17 protein-coding genes are annotated in these 16,984 nt (G+C 55.3%); 11 read left to right on the top strand and 6 right to left on the bottom strand.

All coding sequences use genetic code 11. The features are described 5' to 3' along the window. Positions 1-27: 27 nt before the first annotated feature. The gene (locus ACWKX3_RS02795; protein WP_454541237.1) at positions 28-1,371 is read left to right on the top strand and encodes an anaerobic C4-dicarboxylate transporter; all 1,344 of its coding nucleotides are present in this window, start codon (positions 28-30) and stop codon (positions 1,369-1,371) included. Positions 1,372-1,452: 81 nt separating this feature from the next. On the opposite strand, the gene ACWKX3_RS02790 is transcribed toward ACWKX3_RS02795, so the two are convergent. Together ACWKX3_RS02790 and azuC are read right to left on the bottom strand one after the other, a co-directional pair. After that, complete coding sequence (locus ACWKX3_RS02790; protein ID WP_006176098.1) at positions 1,453-1,704, bottom strand: DUF2766 family protein; 252 nt, start codon at positions 1,702-1,704, stop codon at positions 1,453-1,455. A 105-nt stretch (positions 1,705-1,809) separates the two neighbouring features. Continuing rightward, positions 1,810-1,893, bottom strand: a complete 84-nt coding sequence (azuC, locus tag ACWKX3_RS02785) for a stress response protein AzuC (protein WP_014832437.1) — start codon at positions 1,891-1,893, stop codon at positions 1,810-1,812. A gap of 212 nt (positions 1,894-2,105) precedes the next feature. Here azuC and ACWKX3_RS02780 point away from each other — a divergent pair, with 212 nt between their 5' ends. Further along, entirely contained in the window at positions 2,106-3,530 is a 1,425-nt protein-coding gene (locus ACWKX3_RS02780; protein WP_454541236.1) for an MFS transporter, read from the top strand. 37 nt (positions 3,531-3,567) lie between these two features. Here the strand turns inward: ACWKX3_RS02780 and ACWKX3_RS02775 are convergent, their stop codons facing one another. Next, a complete protein-coding gene (locus ACWKX3_RS02775) occupies positions 3,568-4,206 on the bottom strand; it encodes an RpiB/LacA/LacB family sugar-phosphate isomerase (RefSeq protein ID WP_006176101.1) in 639 nt (212 codons plus the stop codon). A 247-nt stretch (positions 4,207-4,453) separates the two neighbouring features. On the opposite strand from ACWKX3_RS02775, the gene ACWKX3_RS02770 reads away from it, so the two are divergent. The 3 genes from ACWKX3_RS02770 to ftnA all read left to right on the top strand — a co-directional run bounded on the left by ACWKX3_RS02770 (position 4,454) and on the right by ftnA (position 7,755). Then, positions 4,454-6,610, top strand: coding sequence for an HD domain-containing phosphohydrolase (locus ACWKX3_RS02770; protein WP_454541235.1), 2,157 nt, complete (start codon positions 4,454-4,456; stop codon positions 6,608-6,610). Between the two features lie 104 nt (positions 6,611-6,714). Continuing rightward, positions 6,715-7,053 carry a YecR family lipoprotein gene (gene yecR / locus ACWKX3_RS02765; protein WP_058610169.1) on the top strand — a complete coding sequence of 113 codons (339 nt, stop codon included), beginning with the start codon at positions 6,715-6,717 and terminating at the stop codon, positions 7,051-7,053. Positions 7,054-7,257: 204 nt separating this feature from the next. After that, entirely contained in the window at positions 7,258-7,755 is a 498-nt protein-coding gene (ftnA, locus tag ACWKX3_RS02760) for a non-heme ferritin (RefSeq protein ID WP_042320093.1), read from the top strand. A gap of 36 nt (positions 7,756-7,791) precedes the next feature. Here the strand turns inward: ftnA and ACWKX3_RS02755 are convergent, their stop codons facing one another. Next, positions 7,792-8,028 carry a YecH family metal-binding protein gene (locus ACWKX3_RS02755; protein WP_454541234.1) on the bottom strand — a complete coding sequence of 79 codons (237 nt, stop codon included), beginning with the start codon at positions 8,026-8,028 and terminating at the stop codon, positions 7,792-7,794. A gap of 197 nt (positions 8,029-8,225) precedes the next feature. On the opposite strand from ACWKX3_RS02755, the gene tyrP reads away from it, so the two are divergent. Next, the gene (gene tyrP / locus ACWKX3_RS02750; protein WP_454541233.1) at positions 8,226-9,437 is read left to right on the top strand and encodes a tyrosine transporter TyrP; all 1,212 of its coding nucleotides are present in this window, start codon (positions 8,226-8,228) and stop codon (positions 9,435-9,437) included. Between the two features lie 32 nt (positions 9,438-9,469). On the opposite strand, the gene ACWKX3_RS02745 is transcribed toward tyrP, so the two are convergent. Then, a complete protein-coding gene (locus ACWKX3_RS02745) occupies positions 9,470-10,138 on the bottom strand; it encodes a YecA/YgfB family protein (protein WP_006176107.1) in 669 nt (222 codons plus the stop codon). Positions 10,139-10,555: 417 nt separating this feature from the next. Between ACWKX3_RS02745 and ACWKX3_RS02740 the strand changes: the two genes are divergently transcribed. The 5 genes from ACWKX3_RS02740 to ACWKX3_RS02720 all read left to right on the top strand — a co-directional run bounded on the left by ACWKX3_RS02740 (position 10,556) and on the right by ACWKX3_RS02720 (position 15,578). Continuing rightward, positions 10,556-11,677 carry a branched-chain amino acid ABC transporter substrate-binding protein gene (locus ACWKX3_RS02740; protein WP_042320098.1) on the top strand — a complete coding sequence of 374 codons (1,122 nt, stop codon included), beginning with the start codon at positions 10,556-10,558 and terminating at the stop codon, positions 11,675-11,677. Positions 11,678-11,777: 100 nt separating this feature from the next. Further along, on the top strand, positions 11,778-12,692 hold the full coding sequence (locus ACWKX3_RS02735) for an ABC transporter permease subunit (RefSeq protein WP_058610251.1): 915 nt from the start codon (positions 11,778-11,780) through the stop codon (positions 12,690-12,692). Between the two features lie 11 nt (positions 12,693-12,703). Continuing rightward, a complete protein-coding gene (gene livM, locus ACWKX3_RS02730; RefSeq protein ID WP_088208241.1) occupies positions 12,704-13,993 on the top strand; it encodes a high-affinity branched-chain amino acid ABC transporter permease LivM in 1,290 nt (429 codons plus the stop codon). Continuing rightward, positions 13,990-14,865 (top strand): ABC transporter ATP-binding protein, encoded by an 876-nt coding sequence (locus ACWKX3_RS02725; protein WP_220710313.1) that lies wholly within the window; start codon positions 13,990-13,992, stop codon positions 14,863-14,865. The genes livM and ACWKX3_RS02725 overlap by 4 nt, the downstream gene beginning before the upstream one ends. Further along, positions 14,862-15,578: an ABC transporter ATP-binding protein gene (locus ACWKX3_RS02720; RefSeq protein WP_101737446.1), complete on the top strand. Its 717-nt coding sequence runs from the start codon at positions 14,862-14,864 to the stop codon at positions 15,576-15,578. Before ACWKX3_RS02725 ends, ACWKX3_RS02720 begins: the two co-directional genes overlap by 4 nt. Positions 15,579-15,638: 60 nt before the next feature. Here ACWKX3_RS02720 and uilS read toward each other — a convergent pair whose 3' ends face one another. After that, on the bottom strand, positions 15,639-16,499 hold the full coding sequence (gene uilS, locus ACWKX3_RS02715) for a UilS family quorum-quenching N-acyl-homoserine lactonase (RefSeq protein ID WP_088208239.1): 861 nt from the start codon (positions 16,497-16,499) through the stop codon (positions 15,639-15,641). Between the last annotated feature and the right edge of the window lie 485 nt (positions 16,500-16,984).

The following is a 16,984-nucleotide window of genomic DNA, read 5'->3' as shown; positions in this document are numbered from 1 at the left end:
AGACTTTATCATTGACGAGGGAGCATCATGATCACCATTGAGTTTGTTGTCATTATCCTCTGCCTGCTGGTCGGCACCCGCTTCGGCGGGATGGGGCTTGGGCTGATAAGCGGGATTGGCCTGTTTATTCTCAGTTTCGTGTTTGGGCTTCAGCCCGGCAAACCGCCGGTCGACGTGATGCTGACCATTCTGGCCGTTATCGGCTGCGCCGCCACGCTGCAAACTGCGGGCGGCCTGAACGTGATGATGCAGTTCGCCGAGCGGCTTTTGCGCAAACACCCGCAGCACATTACCCTCCTCGCGCCCTTTACCACCTGGACGCTGACGTTTCTCTGCGGCACCGGGCATGTGGTGTACACCATGTTTCCGATTGTGGCCGATATCGCGCTGAAAAAAGGGATACGGCCAGAGCGCCCGATGGCCGTGGCATCGGTTGCCTCTCAAATGGCGATCACCGCCTCCCCCGTTTCGGTAGCCGTCGTTTCACTGGTGTCGATCCTCGGCGCCCAGCACGGGATTGGGCACGCGTGGGGGATCCTCGAAATCCTGGCGGTGTCCGTTCCCGCATCGCTGTTCGGAGTAGCCGTCGCGGCCCTGTGGAGCCTGCGTCGCGGTAAAGATTTGGCGGATGACGCCGAGTTTCAGAAAAAGTTAAGCGATACGAAACAGCGCGAGTTTATCTACGGCGGAACGGAAACGTTGATGAATCAGCGTTTTCCAAAACAGGCCTACTGGTCGACATGGATCTTCTTTGCCGGGATCGCGGTGGTTGTCCTGCTGGGTGCGCTGCCAGAACTGCGGCCGGCCTTCGAGGTAAAAGGCAAATTAACCGCCCTGTCGATGAACCTCGTCATCCAGATGATGATGCTGATTGCCGGGGCGGTGATGCTGATAGCCTGCAAGGTCAACGCCTCTGCCATTTCGAACGGTGCGGTCTTTAAAGCGGGGATGGTCGCCATTTTCTCGGTGTTTGGCGTTGCGTGGATGAGCGACACCTTCTTTCAGGCGCATCTTGATGAGCTGAAAATGGCGCTGGAGGGGGTGGTCAAAAGCCATCCGTGGACCTACGCCATCGTCCTGTTTCTGGTGTCGAAGCTGGTGAACAGCCAGGCGGCGGCACTCACCGCCGTCGCCCCGATGGGGCTGATGCTGGGCATCGATCCGAAAATGCTGATCGCCTTCTTCCCGGCCTCCTATGGTTACTTCGTGCTGCCAACCTACCCGAGCGATCTGGCCTGCATCGGGTTCGACAGGTCAGGAACGACTCGCATCGGCAAATTCATCATCAACCACAGTTTTATTCTGCCTGGACTTATCGGCGTGAGCTGCGCGTGTGCGGCCAGCTATCTGCTGGTACAAACGTTCTTCTGAATCCTTCTCCGGGCGACGTTCAGCGTCGCCCTTCGCCGTTTGAGCAGAAAACGGTTTCTAAATTCAAAACATCGGTTTATTTTAGTGAGACTCACCCTGCGGCGTGAAACGCAACTCGATCAGCGCGATGGCTTTTTGGATCGCGCGAAGCGTGACCGGATCGGCCGCAGCAGGATGGCTGGTGAAATCGATGTTTTTCAGTTGGGTGGACATCTTCTCGCGCACTTCTACCGGCGCGATAACGTCAATCACATCAAGGATTTGTTTGATAACCAACTGGCATGCGACGACGTCAGATACCAGTTCCTGATCGGCGCTCAGGTTTTGTGACATGGGGTTTCTCCTTTTTTAAAGGCCGCCATAGTAGCAAAACGTACGCCCTTTCATCTCCCTCTCGTCGCCAGCAGACATAAAAAAACCTGCCGAAGCAGGTTTTTATCAGAACATCGCACCCGGTGGGACGTCTTTGAAGGTGTTGCAGTAGTTTGCCCACATGCTTTTCAGGATTTTACGCAGTTTCATTTGATGCTCCAGTAACGTGTTATGCAGGTGTTATTTTCACTGCGCTTATAATATGACCACCATCACAAAAATCAATGATTTTGTGATGCGTATCACAGTCAAAAACGGGCGCAATGCTGCTGTATTGTTAAAAAAGCATCGGTAAATCCGTGAGTTATGGTTCTATAAATTCCAGTAAATTTTTATCATTTTTTTTGATACGGCAGGACAGGATGAGTGAAAACATTACCGGGAAAGCGAACCGAGGCTTATCGCCTGCGGCGCTTTTAGTTGCCGGCGCGTTCTTTATGGAGTTTCTTGACGGCACGGTCATTGCCACCGCCCTGCCGGACATGGCAAAAAGCTTCGGCGTGCAGGCCGTGGATCTGAATATCGGGATCAGCGCATACCTTATTACCCTGGCGGTGCTGATCCCCGCCAGCGGCTGGATTGCGGACCGTTTCGGTGCGCGCAAGGTCTTTGCCCTCGCGCTGGCGATCTTCACCCTGGCCTCGGTTTTTTGCGGTCTGTCGACAACCGTTGACACGTTTGTGGCGATGCGGGTGCTTCAGGGGATGGGCGGCGCGCTGATGGTTCCCGTCGGACGCCTGGCCGTACTGCGCACCACGCCAAAACACCAGCTGATCGCCGCCATCGCCACCCTCACCTGGCCGGCACTGGTTGCCCCGATTATTGGCCCGCCGATGGGCGGGTTTATCACCCACTTTGCTGACTGGCGCTGGATTTTCTTCATCAACGTCCCGTTAGGCATTGCGGCTATTCTTCTGGCGTTGCGAATTATTCCCGATCTGCGGGATGAGAGCCGTCGTCCGTTCGATACACCGGGGTTTATAGCCACCACTGTTGCCATGGTGAGCCTGGTTTACGCCATGGAACTGATGGGCGGGGAGCACGTCAGGATGGGACTGACGGTATGTTTGTTCATCGTGGGCGGAGTGGCACTGGGCGTTGCGCTGCGCCATTTCCGCCGCGCCGCGTGGCCGATGATAAGACTCGATGCGATGCAGGTTGCCACTTTTCGCGTCACGATGTACGGCGGCTCGCTGTTTCGCGCCTCGATCAGCGCCGTTCCCTTTCTGCTGCCGCTGATGTTTCAGGTGGGGTTCGGGATGGACGCCTTTCATGCAGGCCTGCTGGTGCTGGCGGTGTTCGTCGGCAATCTCACCATTAAACCGGCGACCACGCCGCTTATTCGCGGCCTCGGGTTTAAGCGGTTACTGCTGATCAACGGCGCGCTGAACGTGCTGGCGCTGCTGGCCTGCGCGTTTATTACCCCCACAACCCCCGTCTGGCTCATCATGCTGATCCTCTATCTCGGCGGCGTCTTCCGCTCCATTCAGTTTACTGCGGTAAGCACCCTCGCTTTTGCCGATGTGCCTTCCGCACAGATGAGCTATGCCAATACGCTGTTTTCAACCGCCACGCAGCTTGCGGTGGGATTAGGTATCACCCTGGGGGCCATTGGCATTCGTCTCGGAGAGAAGATCGGCGATGCTTTCGGACTCGCAGCCGTTCCCGGCATCAGCTTTCGGCTTGCGTTTGTCGTTATCGCGGTGATTTGTCTGGCAGGCATGTTTGACACGCTGCGCCTGGCAAAAGATGCAGGCAGCGCGGTTTCGGCGAAGCCGTCGTCATGAAAACCGGGCGAGCGTTGCGCCGCCCGGTAAAGCACCGTTAGCCCACAATGCCACGGACGAAAGCTTCAATCTCTTTGTCCTGGCAGTTTTCAAAGAAGCACTGCTGGAAGCGCTGGCCGGATACGGCGGTTTTCACCAGCTCAGGGTCAATCGCGCGCAGCGTATCAAGGTAGTTCTCTTTCACCACGGCCGCTTTCACCTGGTTGAGGATCCCGGCGTTGCGTACCTGAGGCTCTTTACGTTCTGGCGGATACCCTTCGCCGTTGCGACCGGTGAAGGCTTTCTCAAAGATGAAACGCACGTTCAGCTCGGCACCCCAGCCAAACCCTTTGGCGAACGGCAGTGCAAGGGCGTTGCCGTTGTTGATCTGGGCAAAGAGGAAGGCATCAGCCGGATCAATGCAGTAGCCGCAAACCACGCCGGGATGAATGTTGAGCGACATCAGCGCACCCTGACCGGTACCGCAGCCCGTCACGACGAAATCGACGGCTTTGGAATTGAGCAAAATACTCGCCATAATGCCCAGGTGAATATAGGTAAGGTGGTGATCGTTCTCATCGCTCATCCCCACGTTATAGACAGGGAAGCCTTTTTCGTCCGCGACGGCCTTTAGCTCATTGAGGATGATGGGATTCTTGGCTGCCTGGCTGTTTTCCATCATCAGTGCAATTTTCATCTTTTCTCTCCTGAATACGTGGCGGGTCTTCCCGCAGTGGGTAGCGTTTCATCTTCACCTTACTATCAAACAAACACGCTTTCAAATTAAGTGAAAACTTGTTTTAAAAAACAAAGATGCGCTCACAATTTCAGACTGCCCGGCTGCCCTGCGCAGCGTTAACAGAAAGTTAAAAAATCCCTACTCCATCCCCACGCCGTTAGCTAGACTTCAGCAAAAGACAATAAAAACCACATGGGGATCACCTGTGCACCTGCGCTGCCGGACGCCACGCATCGTCTTATTATTGCTCATCGCCTTTTCCTGGGGGACTCCCACTGCCCTGCTGGCCGCAGAGCCGGTGCCTGTCTGGATCTATGACGCCAATAATTTTGAATCCTGGCGGACACCGCAGGGCGAGCTGCGCGGTTTTTATCCCTCCCTGATCCAGGCCATTAACCGCAGGCTGGAAATTAATCTGGTGCTAAAGCCGCTTTCCGGGAGCGAGATTGGACAGCGTTTCGCCAGCAATCAGTACGGCGTCTACGCCGGGGTGTTACGCACCGAAAAACGCGCCCGGACAAAAATCCTCTCCGCGCGGTTGTTTGATAATGAAGTGGTTGCGGCCAGCGCGTCGATGACGGTCACCCATGCCGATCAGCTGAACCACACCCGCGTGCTGTTTCGCCGGGACGATGCCACCCTCGAAGGGGTGAAGCAACGCTACCCGGACCTGCGGTTCCGCTCCCTGCGCCTGGTCGAGACCAGCGAGGAGGCGTTCCGACTGCTCGGCGAACATCAGGCCGATTTCTATATCAACGATGCGTCAGAGATGGAAAACACCCAGCGGCACTACCTGATCTCGCACCCTTTTCCCGAACTACGTATTCCGGTGGTGCTGGGGTTCAGCCCGGAACTGCTTCCCTTGCGTGAGCAGATTAACGCGTTCATCGGGGAAGCGTATCGCAGCGGTGAACTGCAAAGAACGCTTGAGGAGAGCAAACGAAACTATCTGCTCAGCCGCATTGTGGTCTCCGACAGCGAACGGGCGTGGATTGACCATCACCGCTTAGCGATTACGCTGCCCGGGAATGAGAATTACGCGCCGCTTATCTGGAAGGACCGACGGGGCTACCACGGGACGGCGATTGACTTAATCAATGACATGCGTGACCTGCTGGGTCTTAAGGTCGACGTTACCTTTATCGATAACTATGCCAGCAACCTGCCCCGCGAGGCGTGGCCGGTACGTCTGGTGGATATTTCGGAGCGTGACGATGCTGAACATGCCCGGGGGCGCATTGGCCCGGACATTGTCTGGCACAACGTCTACTACAATGCCATCGGCAGGCCGTTTTTATGGGATGAGGAGAGCATTCGCAGCCAGCGCGTCGGGGTGCTGGAGGGATCTTTCGCCGCCACCTATCTGCCGCAGCGGTTTGGCAGCGATGCGATCGTGGTGACGCGCCGCAGCATTGACGAGCTGATCGATGCGATTGAGGATAACAAAATCGATTTTATCCTCGGCGATCTTAGCTCGCTTGAAACGACACTTCGCGGGAATGAGCTGTTTCGTGGGGTATTAAAGGTGGCGGGCGTGACCCGCTCAGAATATATCATCGGTCCGTGGGTCGACCCCGATCATCCACTGTTTCACCTTCTGACCCAAATCCATCGTCTGTCGGAGTTCCGAACGCAGATTGAACGGCGTGCGGACGATAGCCCCTTCCCGAGCCTGACGAAAAACACGCTTAAAATCATCAGCGTGATTTTGCTGATCGCCGCACTTTTCAGCCTCGGCATGCTGATAATGATGCGCCGCCATATCCGCAAAAGCCGTATCGTTAACCGGAACATGGTGCAGGCTCTGGAGAGGGTCAACCGCGCCCACGACGACGAAACCGGCAGCCATATTCAGCGGGTGGCAAAATACTGCGGGCTAATGGCCCGGGAATTGGGGCTTTCAGGCCAGACGGTGCGCGACATTGAGCACTTTGCTTCTTTACACGACGTGGGAAAAATCGCGGTGCCGGACCGCATCCTGCGCAAGCAAGGCCCGCTAACCGCCGAGGAGTTTGCCGAAATGAAGCTCCATACGCTGAAAGGCTGGCGTATTATTCAGGGGCTTGAACTGGGCGCGGTGGCGGAGAATCTTATCCATTTTCACCACGAAAAATGGGACGGCAGCGGTTACCCGGAGGGGCTGCGCGGGGAGCAAATCCCACTTGAAGCGCGGATCCTCGCTCTGGCCGACGTGTATGACGCCCTGCGGCAAAAGCGGGTCTATAAGCCGAGTTTTTCTCACGAAGAGGCGTGCGAGGTGATCTTCAAGGGGGCCGGGCGGCATTTCGATCCGCAGCTTGTCGCGCTGTTCCGTCTGCATCATGAGCGGTTCAGGACGATTTTTGACGAAATGGCCGACTAATACCCTTCGTTGCAAAGAGAAAGCGCTGTTTGGCTGGCTATTCCTGGCATTGCTGTGGTCATCAATCGGTACGATAACCTCTTTACAGTCATGTAGAGCGAACCATGAAAAGACTTTTCGTTGCCGGTACAGTTTTGCTTCTTGCGGGATGCAGCGTAACCCGTCAGGCCCAGGTAAGCAGCCTGGACGCGCCAAACGGCGTCGTTCGTCTGGACTACGGTCAGGCGCCGTTGCAGAACGCCCATTATGACGAGTATGTCACTCACGGCACGGCGACCAAAGCCTGTCAAAGCATGGGATATTCCGCCGCCTCCGCCTATGGCCAGCCCATTAAAACCTGTACGCTGATCGGCGGCTCCCTGTGTTTGAATGAAACAGTGACCATTCAGTACAAATGCATGGGCTATGCGATTAACCCTGGCGTCACTAATCCGTGGTATTAATTCCTGCTGCCAGTGACCGCTGGCAGACTCTTTTATCAGGAACAAAAACAATTCTCATTAATATAAATTAATGGAGTGCCAATGCGTGTTATTCCCATTCGTATTTTTAATAAAAATCTATTTATTTTACTTTTTGCAAATATTTAAATAACAAATTATAGTGACGCTCATCCTGAACCCGAAATAATAACGTGGAGCGGCACCGTGCTTAAACCTGAAATGATCGACAAGCTCAATACCCAAATGAACCTCGAGCTTTATTCCTCCCTGCTTTATCAACAGATGAGCGCCTGGTGCAGCTATCACAGTTTCGAAGGTGCCGCCGCGTTTCTGCGTCGCCACGCGCAGGAAGAGATGACGCACATGCAGCGCCTGTTTGACTATCTGACCGATACGGGCAGCCTGCCGCGTATTGATACGGTGGCCTCGCCGGTCGCGGAATACGGCTCGCTGGATGAACTGTTCCGCGCCACGTACGAGCACGAGCAGCTGATCACGCAGAAAATTAACGAACTGGCGCACGCCGCCATGACCAGTCAGGATTATCCAACCTTTAATTTCCTGCAGTGGTACGTTGCTGAGCAGCATGAAGAAGAGAAGCTGTTTAAATCGGTGCTGGATAAATTATCCCTGGCCGGTAAATCGGGTGAAGGTCTCTACTTTATTGATAAAGAACTTTCCACGCTTGATACCCAGAATTAATTCCACAAACGGTGCTGATCCTTCAGCACCGTTTTTTTAATGGCGGCAGATTTTACTTTCGTGCGTTGAGAAGCCCTCAGCAACGGGAATAAATTTACCCCTGGCCGCGAGAAATGCGACTAACTCCGACGCCGTCATATCCGATGCCGAACAGGTATGAAAACGCGCAGCTTCACCAAAGCGCGCATGAATAGCCTCAATCAGACTCTTCTCAGAATACTGCTCACCTGACTCAATCATCATCGTGAGTACGTCGTGCCCGTGAATTGACATCTTAACCTCCTCAAAAGAAACCGCGAGACTACCCTTACTACGTCACGCGCGCCTTGCGCTGGCTCAGGTTTCGCTTAACGCCTCACACTGTAATTAATGCTTTACACACCTTGTAACGTGGATTTGACGAGCCAGCGCTTTTCCCTTACTCTGCGCCGCAGATTGGGTCGCGATATCGAATGGCTGTAGAGGAAAGTGTGAAGAACAGAACCCTGGGAAGTATTTTTATCGTCGCCGGAACCACAATTGGCGCAGGAATGTTGGCGATGCCGCTGGCGGCGGCCGGTGTGGGATTCAGCGTGACGCTACTGCTGTTGGTCGGGCTTTGGGCGCTGATGTGCTATACCGCTCTGCTGCTGCTGGAGGTTTATCAGCATGTGCCTGCCGACACGGGTCTGGGTTCGCTGGCTGCCCGCTACCTTGGGCGATACGGTCAGTGGATCGCAGGCGTTAGCATGATGTTCCTGATGTATGCCCTGACCGCCGCCTACATCAGCGGGGCCGGAGAGCTGATTGCCTCCAGCATTAACGACGCGTTCGGTTTCAACATTTCACCCGCAACCGGTGTGATCTTCTTTACCCTTATCGGCGGCGGCGTGGTGTGCGTGGGGACATCGCTGGTCGATCTGTTCAATCGCTTTCTGTTCAGCGCCAAAATTCTCTTTCTGATTGCCATGCTGGTGCTGCTGGCACCGCATATCCACAAGGTTAACCTGCTGACGTTACCTCTTGAAAAAGGGCTGGCCTTGTCCGCCATCCCGGTCATTTTCACCTCGTTCGGCTTCCACGGCAGCGTGCCCAGCATTGTTAGCTATATGCAGGGCGATATCCGTAAGCTGCGCCGCGTGTTTATTATCGGCAGTGCCATACCGCTGATCGCCTACATTTTCTGGCAGCTGGTGACGCTGGGGAGCATCGATTCCTCAACCTTTATGGGCATGATGGCCGAACACGCCGGGCTGAACGGGTTGCTGGTGGCTCTGCGTAACGTCGTGACCTCTTCACACGTCGAGCTGGCGGTGCATCTTTTCGCCGACCTGGCGCTGGCGACCTCATTCCTCGGCGTCGCCCTCGGCCTGTTCGATTATCTGGCGGATCTGTTCCAGCGCCGAAATAGCGTTGCCGGACGTTTGCAGACGGGGGCGATCACCTTCCTGCCACCGCTGGCCTTCGCGCTGTTCTACCCGCGCGGGTTTGTTATGGCGCTGGGGTATGCAGGCGTCGCGTTATCCGTCCTGGCCCTGCTGCTGCCGTCGCTACTCGCCTGGAAAAGCCGGGAGCAGCATCCTCAACAGGGCTACCGCGTGGCGGGCGGTAAACCGCTGCTGTGTCTGGTGTTTGCCTGTGGCGTAACGATTATTCTGGTGCAGTTCCTGATCGTTGCAGGGCTACTTCCGGAAGTTGGATAACGAAAGGGGCTCAATGTGAGCCCCTTTTTTGATTAATGCAGACAGCAGCTTTTAAACTTCTTCCCGCTTCCGCAAGGACAAGGATCGTTACGTCCGACTTTGGTGCCGTTGACGATCGGCTTTTTCGCCTCCGGCTCTTGCGGGTTCGCCATCCAGTAGTTGTACAAGCGCAGCGCCGCAGGCTGAATGCGCTCGATGCTGGCGAAATACGCCTCTTCGGTCAGTTCATCCAGCTTCTCGCTGTTCTCTTCCGTTCCGTGCAGTGCGATAACGTCCAGATCGGCTTTTAGCTCTTCAGGTAACGCCGACCAGTCGGTTAAGGCCACACCGCGCATATAGCCATAACACCACTCTTCAACCACGGTGAAGCTCTGCCCGTCCACGTCGTTAAAGCCAAACATTGGCTCAAACTGATCCGGGTACTCGCTCAGGCGCTCGGCAATGTCGTTCATATGCTTAAAGCAGAGATCGATGAACCGGTTCATTTCGCGATCGTTTTTCCAGCGCGGAATGTACTTCTCGCCGCCCCATACCGCCACCAGCCAGGTGTCGGGTTCAGGTACAACGGGGCCGGAAAGCACGGCGGTAAGCATACCGTCCAGTTCAGACACGTCAATGACCGACGCATCGTCATGGCCGTAAGACATTAAGGTCTCTTCAAGCCATGTCATTTCGCTTTCATTTAATGGGCCTTCAGTCATCGCTGACACTCCTGATCAAAAAAGGAAAAGATCCTGACACATATCGCCGCCCGTGCCTATATGAAGTTTAGGCCTTTATTGCTGCAAAAACGTGCAAATCGTGACGCTTGCACAACTTATGGGCTTTAGTGTTAACGAGATGTGATCTCCGCTGTAATTTCACCTCATCCCGCAAGGCGGGATAAAACGGCACTCTATACTCAACATGTCACAACCCGGTCAAGGGACTAACCATTCTGGCAACGTTTTTGCTTAATGTTCTGCGTGCTAACTGGCACAACGAAACCTCGCCGTATTACGCGCTGTGTTGCCTGGATTTCGTGCGTTTTGTTCTTGCTTTTGTTTTTGGATTAACGACGTCATCAGGCGTTCGGGTTAATACCTGATGCAAAAACCTCTATGCTAAGGAACATCATAATGTCGCTGAAATTTATCAGAAGTCCCCTTTCTCTCGTGCTGGCCGGCTGTCTGGTGACGGCATTTTCCGCACAGGCCGATGTCGTGATTGGGGTTGCTGGCCCGTTCACCGGGCCAAACGCAACCTATGGCGATCAATACTGGCACGGTGCGACGCAGGCCGCGGAAGATATTAACGCCGCCGGTGGCATCAACGGTGAGAAAATTAAACTGGTTCAGGGCGATGATGCATGCGAGCCAAAACAGGCAGTCGCCGTCGCCAACCGCCTGGTTGACCAGGATAAAGTCAACGCCGTTGTCGGGCACTTCTGCTCCTCGTCAACCATGCCCGCCTCAGAGGTATACAGTGACGCGGGCATTCTTTCTATCACCCCCGGCTCGACCAACCCGCTGATTACTGAACGCGGCATGAGCGATATGTTCCGCATGTGCGGGCGCGATGACCAGCAGGGCCAGGTCGCCAGCGATTTCATTATCGACAAGCTGAAAGCGAAACGCGTGGTCATCATCCACGATAAAGATACCTACGGCCAGGGGCTGGCGGATGCGACCAAAGCGGCGCTGGCAAAACGCGGCGTTAAGGACGTGATGTATGAAGGGCTGTCGCGCGGCGAAAAAGACTTTAACGCGCTGGTGACCAAGATCGGTGCGCAAAAACCGGACGTGGTGTTCTTCGGCGGATGCCATCCTGAAGCCGGTCCGCTGGTGCGCCAGATGCGTGAGCAAGGCGTACAGGCCAGTTTCTTCTCCGGGGACTGCATCGTCAACGAAGAGATGGTTACGGCGGCCGGAGGAGCGAAGTACACCAACGGCATCTACATGACCTTTGGTAAAGACCCCCGCCTCATCCCGGACGGCAAAGCCGTTATCGACAAATTCCGCGCCGGTAAGTTTGAACCCGAAGGCTATACCCTCTACGCCTATGCCTCCATTCAGGCCATTGCCGCCGCATTCAACGCCACAAAAGGGACCGATTCCGCCAAAGCCAGCGAATGGCTGAAAGCCAACGCCGTGGAGACGGTGATGGGCAAAAAAGCCTGGGATAGCAAAGGCGACCTGAAGGTCTCTGACTACGTGGTTTATCAGTGGGATGACAAAGGAAAATATAAGGAAGTTCAGTAACGGGACGGAGTCACGCTCAACGCCAGCGGGCCTGCCTGCTGGCGCCAACGACACATCAGGCTGCGCCAGCTGCGCTGGCCTATTACACGAGCGCGCAATGATGAGCACATTCTTCCTGCAGCAGTTAATTAACGGATTAACCCTCGGTTCCGTCTACGGACTCATCGCCATCGGCTATACCATGGTTTATGGCATCATCGGCATGATTAATTTCGCGCACGGCGAAGTCTATATGATCTCGGCTTACCTTTGCGCCATCGGCCTCGCGCTGCTGTCGTTCTTCGGCTTGCAGTCGTTCCCTTTGCTGATCCTCGGCACGCTGGTCTTCACCATCGTCGTCACCGGCGTGTACGGCTGGACCATCGAGCGGATAGCCTACAGGCCGCTGCGCAACTCCACGCGCCTCGCGCCGCTGATCTCCGCCATCGGGATGTCCCTTATTCTGCAAAACTACGCCCAGCTCAGTCAGGGGCCACGCCAGCAGGGCGTGCCGACGATGCTGGATGGTGTGCTGCGGTTTCATCTGGGCGATGGCTTTGTTCAGATCACTTACACCAAGGTGTTCATTCTGATCGCGTCGTTCGCGGGCATGCTGCTGCTCACCTGGATAATCAGCAGCACGCGCCTGGGGCGGATGTGCCGGGCGGTACAGCAGGATCGCAAAATGGCCTCCATCCTCGGGATAAACACCGACCGCATTATCTCGCTGGTGTTTGTGATTGGCGCCGCGATGGCCGGGCTGGCCGGGGTGTTGATCACCATGAACTACGGCACCTTTGATTTCTACGTCGGCTTTGTGATTGGCATTAAGGCCTTTACGGCAGCGGTGCTCGGCGGCATTGGCTCGTTACCCGGAGCGATGCTGGGCGGGCTGATCCTGGGGGTCGCCGAAGCGCAATTCTCCGGGATGGTGAACTCGGATTATAAAGATGTGTTCTCGTTTGGATTACTGGTGGTGATCCTGATTTTCCGTCCTCAGGGGCTGCTGGGCCGCCCTGTCGTAGCCAAAGTGTAAGAGAGAAAGCAATGACGACACTCACGGTTGCCTCTGACGGTTTTTCCCTTAAACGCTGCGTCCTTGATGCCATCTTCTCTGGCCTTGTGGCGCTTATCATTTTCGGCCCCATCGCGGGCGTTGTGCTGGACGGCTACAGCTTCAACTTCGAATGGCAGCGGCTGGTGTGGATTGTCGCTATCGTGATGCTCGGGCGGTTTGTACTGAGCGTTTTTTTAGGGACATCCCCCGGCAGACGTTTTCAGGCACGCTTTGAGGCCGACAGCGCGGGGGTGTACGTTCGTCCCCCGGAATACAAAAGCCGGATGCGCTGGATCATTCCCCTGATTATCGCCCTGGCGATCTGCTTTCCCTTTGTCGCGACCAAATACGTGCTGACGGTGGCGATCCTCGGGCTTATCTACGTGCTGCTCGGCCTTGGGCTGAACATCGTGGTCGGGCTGGCCGGGCTGTTAGATCTCGGGTATGTCGCCTTTTATGCCATCGGTGCCTATGGTCTGGCCCTCGGTTATCAGTATCTGGGGCTGGGGTTCTGGACGATGCTGCCTTTGGCCGCCCTGATGGCCGCCGCCGCGGGCGCGCTGCTGGGATTCCCGGTGCTGCGCATGCACGGCGACTACCTGGCGATCGTGACGCTCGGGTTCGGAGAGATTATTCGCCTGGTTCTTAATAACTGGCTGACGTTCACCGGCGGCCCAAACGGCGTTTCTGCCCCTCCTCCCACCTTTTTCGGCCTTGAATTTGGACGGCGGGCGAAAGAAGGCGGCGTGCCGTTCCACGAATTTTTTGGCCTGACCTACAACCCCAACATGAAATTCATCTTTATTTACGCGGTGCTTTTTCTTGTCGTGCTGCTGGTGCTGTATATCAAGCATCGCCTGACGCGAATGCCGATTGGCCGGGCGTGGGAAGCGCTGCGCGAGGATGAGATCGCCTGCCGGTCGATGGGGCTGAATCACGTGCTGGTCAAGCTGTCGGCCTTTACGCTGGGGGCATCGACTGCCGGTATCGCCGGGGTGTTTTTCGCCACCTACCAGGGCTTCGTGAACCCCACCTCTTTCACCTTCTTTGAATCCGCGCTGATCCTCGCCATTGTGGTGCTGGGCGGAATGGGTTCCACGGTGGGCGTGGTGCTGGCGGCCTTTGTTCTCACCGTCACTCCGGAGCTGCTGCGCAGCTTTGCCGAGTACCGCGTGCTGCTGTTTGGCATGCTGATGGTGGTCATGATGATCTGGCGGCCTCGCGGTTTAATCCGCATTAACCGCAGTGGGTATGCGGTACGCAAAGGAGTCGCACCATGAAGGAGACGATACTGAGCGTGGAACACCTGATGATGCATTTTGGCGGAATTAAGGCGCTCAACGATGTCAGCCTTTCTATTCAGCGCGGGTCCATCACCGCCCTGATTGGGCCAAACGGGGCGGGAAAAACGACGGTGTTTAACTGCCTGACCGGATTTTATAAGGCATCAGGGGGGAACATTCTGTTCAGCACGCGGCATAAGACCACCAACGTCATTCAGGTGCTCGGCCAGAAATTTCAGCCCGGCGACTGGATAAACCCGGCGCAGTTCGGACAGCGGCTGTTTTATAAGATGTTCGGCGGTACGCATCTGGTCAACCGTGCCGGGCTGGCGCGCACGTTTCAGAACATCCGTCTTTTTCGTGAAATGTCGGTGGTTGAGAACCTTCTTGTTGCCCAGCATATGCGCGTTAACCGCCATCTTCTGGCCGGGATACTGAACACGCCCGCCTACAGACGGGCAGAAAGCGACGCGCTGGACCGGGCCTTTTACTGGCTGGAAGTGGTGGATCTGGTGGATTGTGCCAACCGCCTTGCCGGCGAGATGTCTTACGGCCAGCAGCGCCGCCTCGAAATCGCGCGGGCGATGTGTACCGGCCCGGAAATGATCTGTCTGGACGAACCGGCCGCCGGGTTAAACCCGGTTGAAACGCACAAGCTGAGCGATATCATTCGCTTCCTGCGCGACCATCATGACATCACCGTATTGCTGATCGAGCATGACATGGGCATGGTGATGGAGATATCCGATGAGATTATTGTGCTCGATCACGGCGACGTGATTGCCCAGGGGAAACCGGAGCACATTCAGCATGATGAAAAGGTCATTGCCGCCTACCTCGGCACCGACGAAAGTGAGGTCAGCCTGTGAGTGAGCCGATGCTGGAGTTTCGCAATGTCGATGTCTATTACGGCGTGATCCAGGCGCTAAAGCAGGTTTCTCTTGAGGTTCATAAGGGCGAGACCGTGGCGCTGATCGGAGCCAACGGCGCGGGGAAATCCACCCTTCTGATGTCCATCTTCGGGCAGCCGCGTATTCGTCACGGGCAGATCCTTTTTTGCAATGAGGACATTAGCCACAAGTCCACGCACTACGTTGCCTCCGGCGGCATTGCGCAGGCACCTGAGGGACGGCGCATCTTCCCGGATATGACCGTTGAAGAGAACCTGCTCATGGGCACGATCCCTGTCGGCAATCAGTATGCCGCCCAGGATATGCAAAGCATGTTTGAGCTGTTCCCGCGTCTTAAGGAGCGGCGCAACCAGCGGGCGATGACCCTGTCCGGCGGCGAGCAGCAGATGCTAGCCATCGCCCGCGCCCTGATGAGCCGCCCCAGACTGTTGCTGCTGGATGAACCAAGCCTGGGGCTGGCCCCCATCGTCGTGAAGCAGATTTTCCAGACGCTTCGGGAGTTGGCCCGTAACGGGATGACCATTTTTCTGGTCGAGCAGAACGCCCACCATGCGTTAACCCTTTCGGACCGGGGGTATGTCATGGTGAACGGGCAAATTCGTTTAAGCGGCAGCGGCGCAGAGTTATTGGGGAACCAGGAGGTCAGGAAGGCGTATCTGGGCGGGGCATAACGCGGTTTGGGTAGCGGAAAGCCCCGCCGTTGCGGGGCTGAATTAAACGGCTGGCTCCGCTTACAGGCGGCCTTTGAGCCATGCCAGCTGCTGGTTGATCACATTGTCGAAGTGCTTGCCATCATACAAATCGTAATGCTTAGCGCCATCTTCAACGTATAAGGTTTTATCATCAGCTTTCACAGAGTCATATAACGCCACGCCCTGCTGCGGTTCATTTACCGTATCGTTGCCGGCTACAACCACCAGCGTTGGGCAGTTAACCTTTTCGGCATTCTGGTACGGTTTATAATTGAGCGTTTCATACACCGTGAGGAACGGGATTTTGATATCCATCGATGGATAGCGCTCTTTATTGGCCTCAAAGAAGGCTTTCGACTCTTCATCCCCCAGCACTTTGGTAATGGCAACGAACATTTCCTTGCCCAGACGCTCGCGTTTTTCCACCATCTTGTCGAGCGTTGCGACAAATCCTTGCTTCTCCTGCTCGTCCATCTTGCCAGTGACGATGGCCTCGCCATCCGCAAAGCCCATCTGACTGATGATGCCTTTGATCCGGGGGCGTTCAACCGCAGCGGCGAAGACATGGCAGGCGCCCAGCGAAGTGCCCCACAGCGCTATGCGGTGCCCGTCGATCTCTGACTGCGCCTCAGCCCAGTCGATAACCGAACAAATGTCTTCGATTTGCAGCGCAGGAACCAGCCTTCCGCGTTCCCCTCCGCTTTCACCAAAGCCCCGATAATCGAAGGTGATGGTGGCAAAGCCCGCCTGAGTAAACGCCTCAGCATAGCGTGGCAGTAAAATTTCCTGAATACCGCAAAATCCATGGCAAAGGATCACAACCGGAGCCTTAACAGAATCAGCGGGGCGGCGTAATGTTACAGCGATATCATCTTTTAATTTATGTTTAGTCAATAACATACATACACTTCCCTTACTATCGGAGCAGAAAGCGTATCAGTTTGCCCGAGAGCGTTTTTTGACATTCATCCAAGTTATGATTAATCAAATGTTTATAAATCAACAATATGTATTATGAGATGTTTCAGCGTCAGGGATTTTTATTGGTGAAGGGAATAAGGTTTGGGGGAGGACGTAAAGCGGTGCAGTTAATTAAAGCGGTGGAAAAAAAGATATAAAAAAACCGCCTTAGGGGCGGTTTCACGACACTGCTTATTGCTTTGATTATTCTTTGCTTTCCCATGGTAGCCGGAGTGGGACTTGAACCCACACAGCGCGAACGCCGAGGGATTTTAAATTCTACGCAGGATCAATGAGTTACATAGCAGTGCATTGCGAAACTTTGCTGTAATTGTCCCTCTACTTTACTGTAATTAGCAGTAAATAGATAGAATTGGATAACGCTGAGCACAGAATCTGCACAGGTAAGTCCCCCTCTCACGGAG

The organism is Enterobacter sp. UPMP2052 (assembly GCF_053709675.1).
Note: the sequence above shows the minus strand (reverse complement) of the source record. Positions and strands in the feature narration are given on the sequence as shown.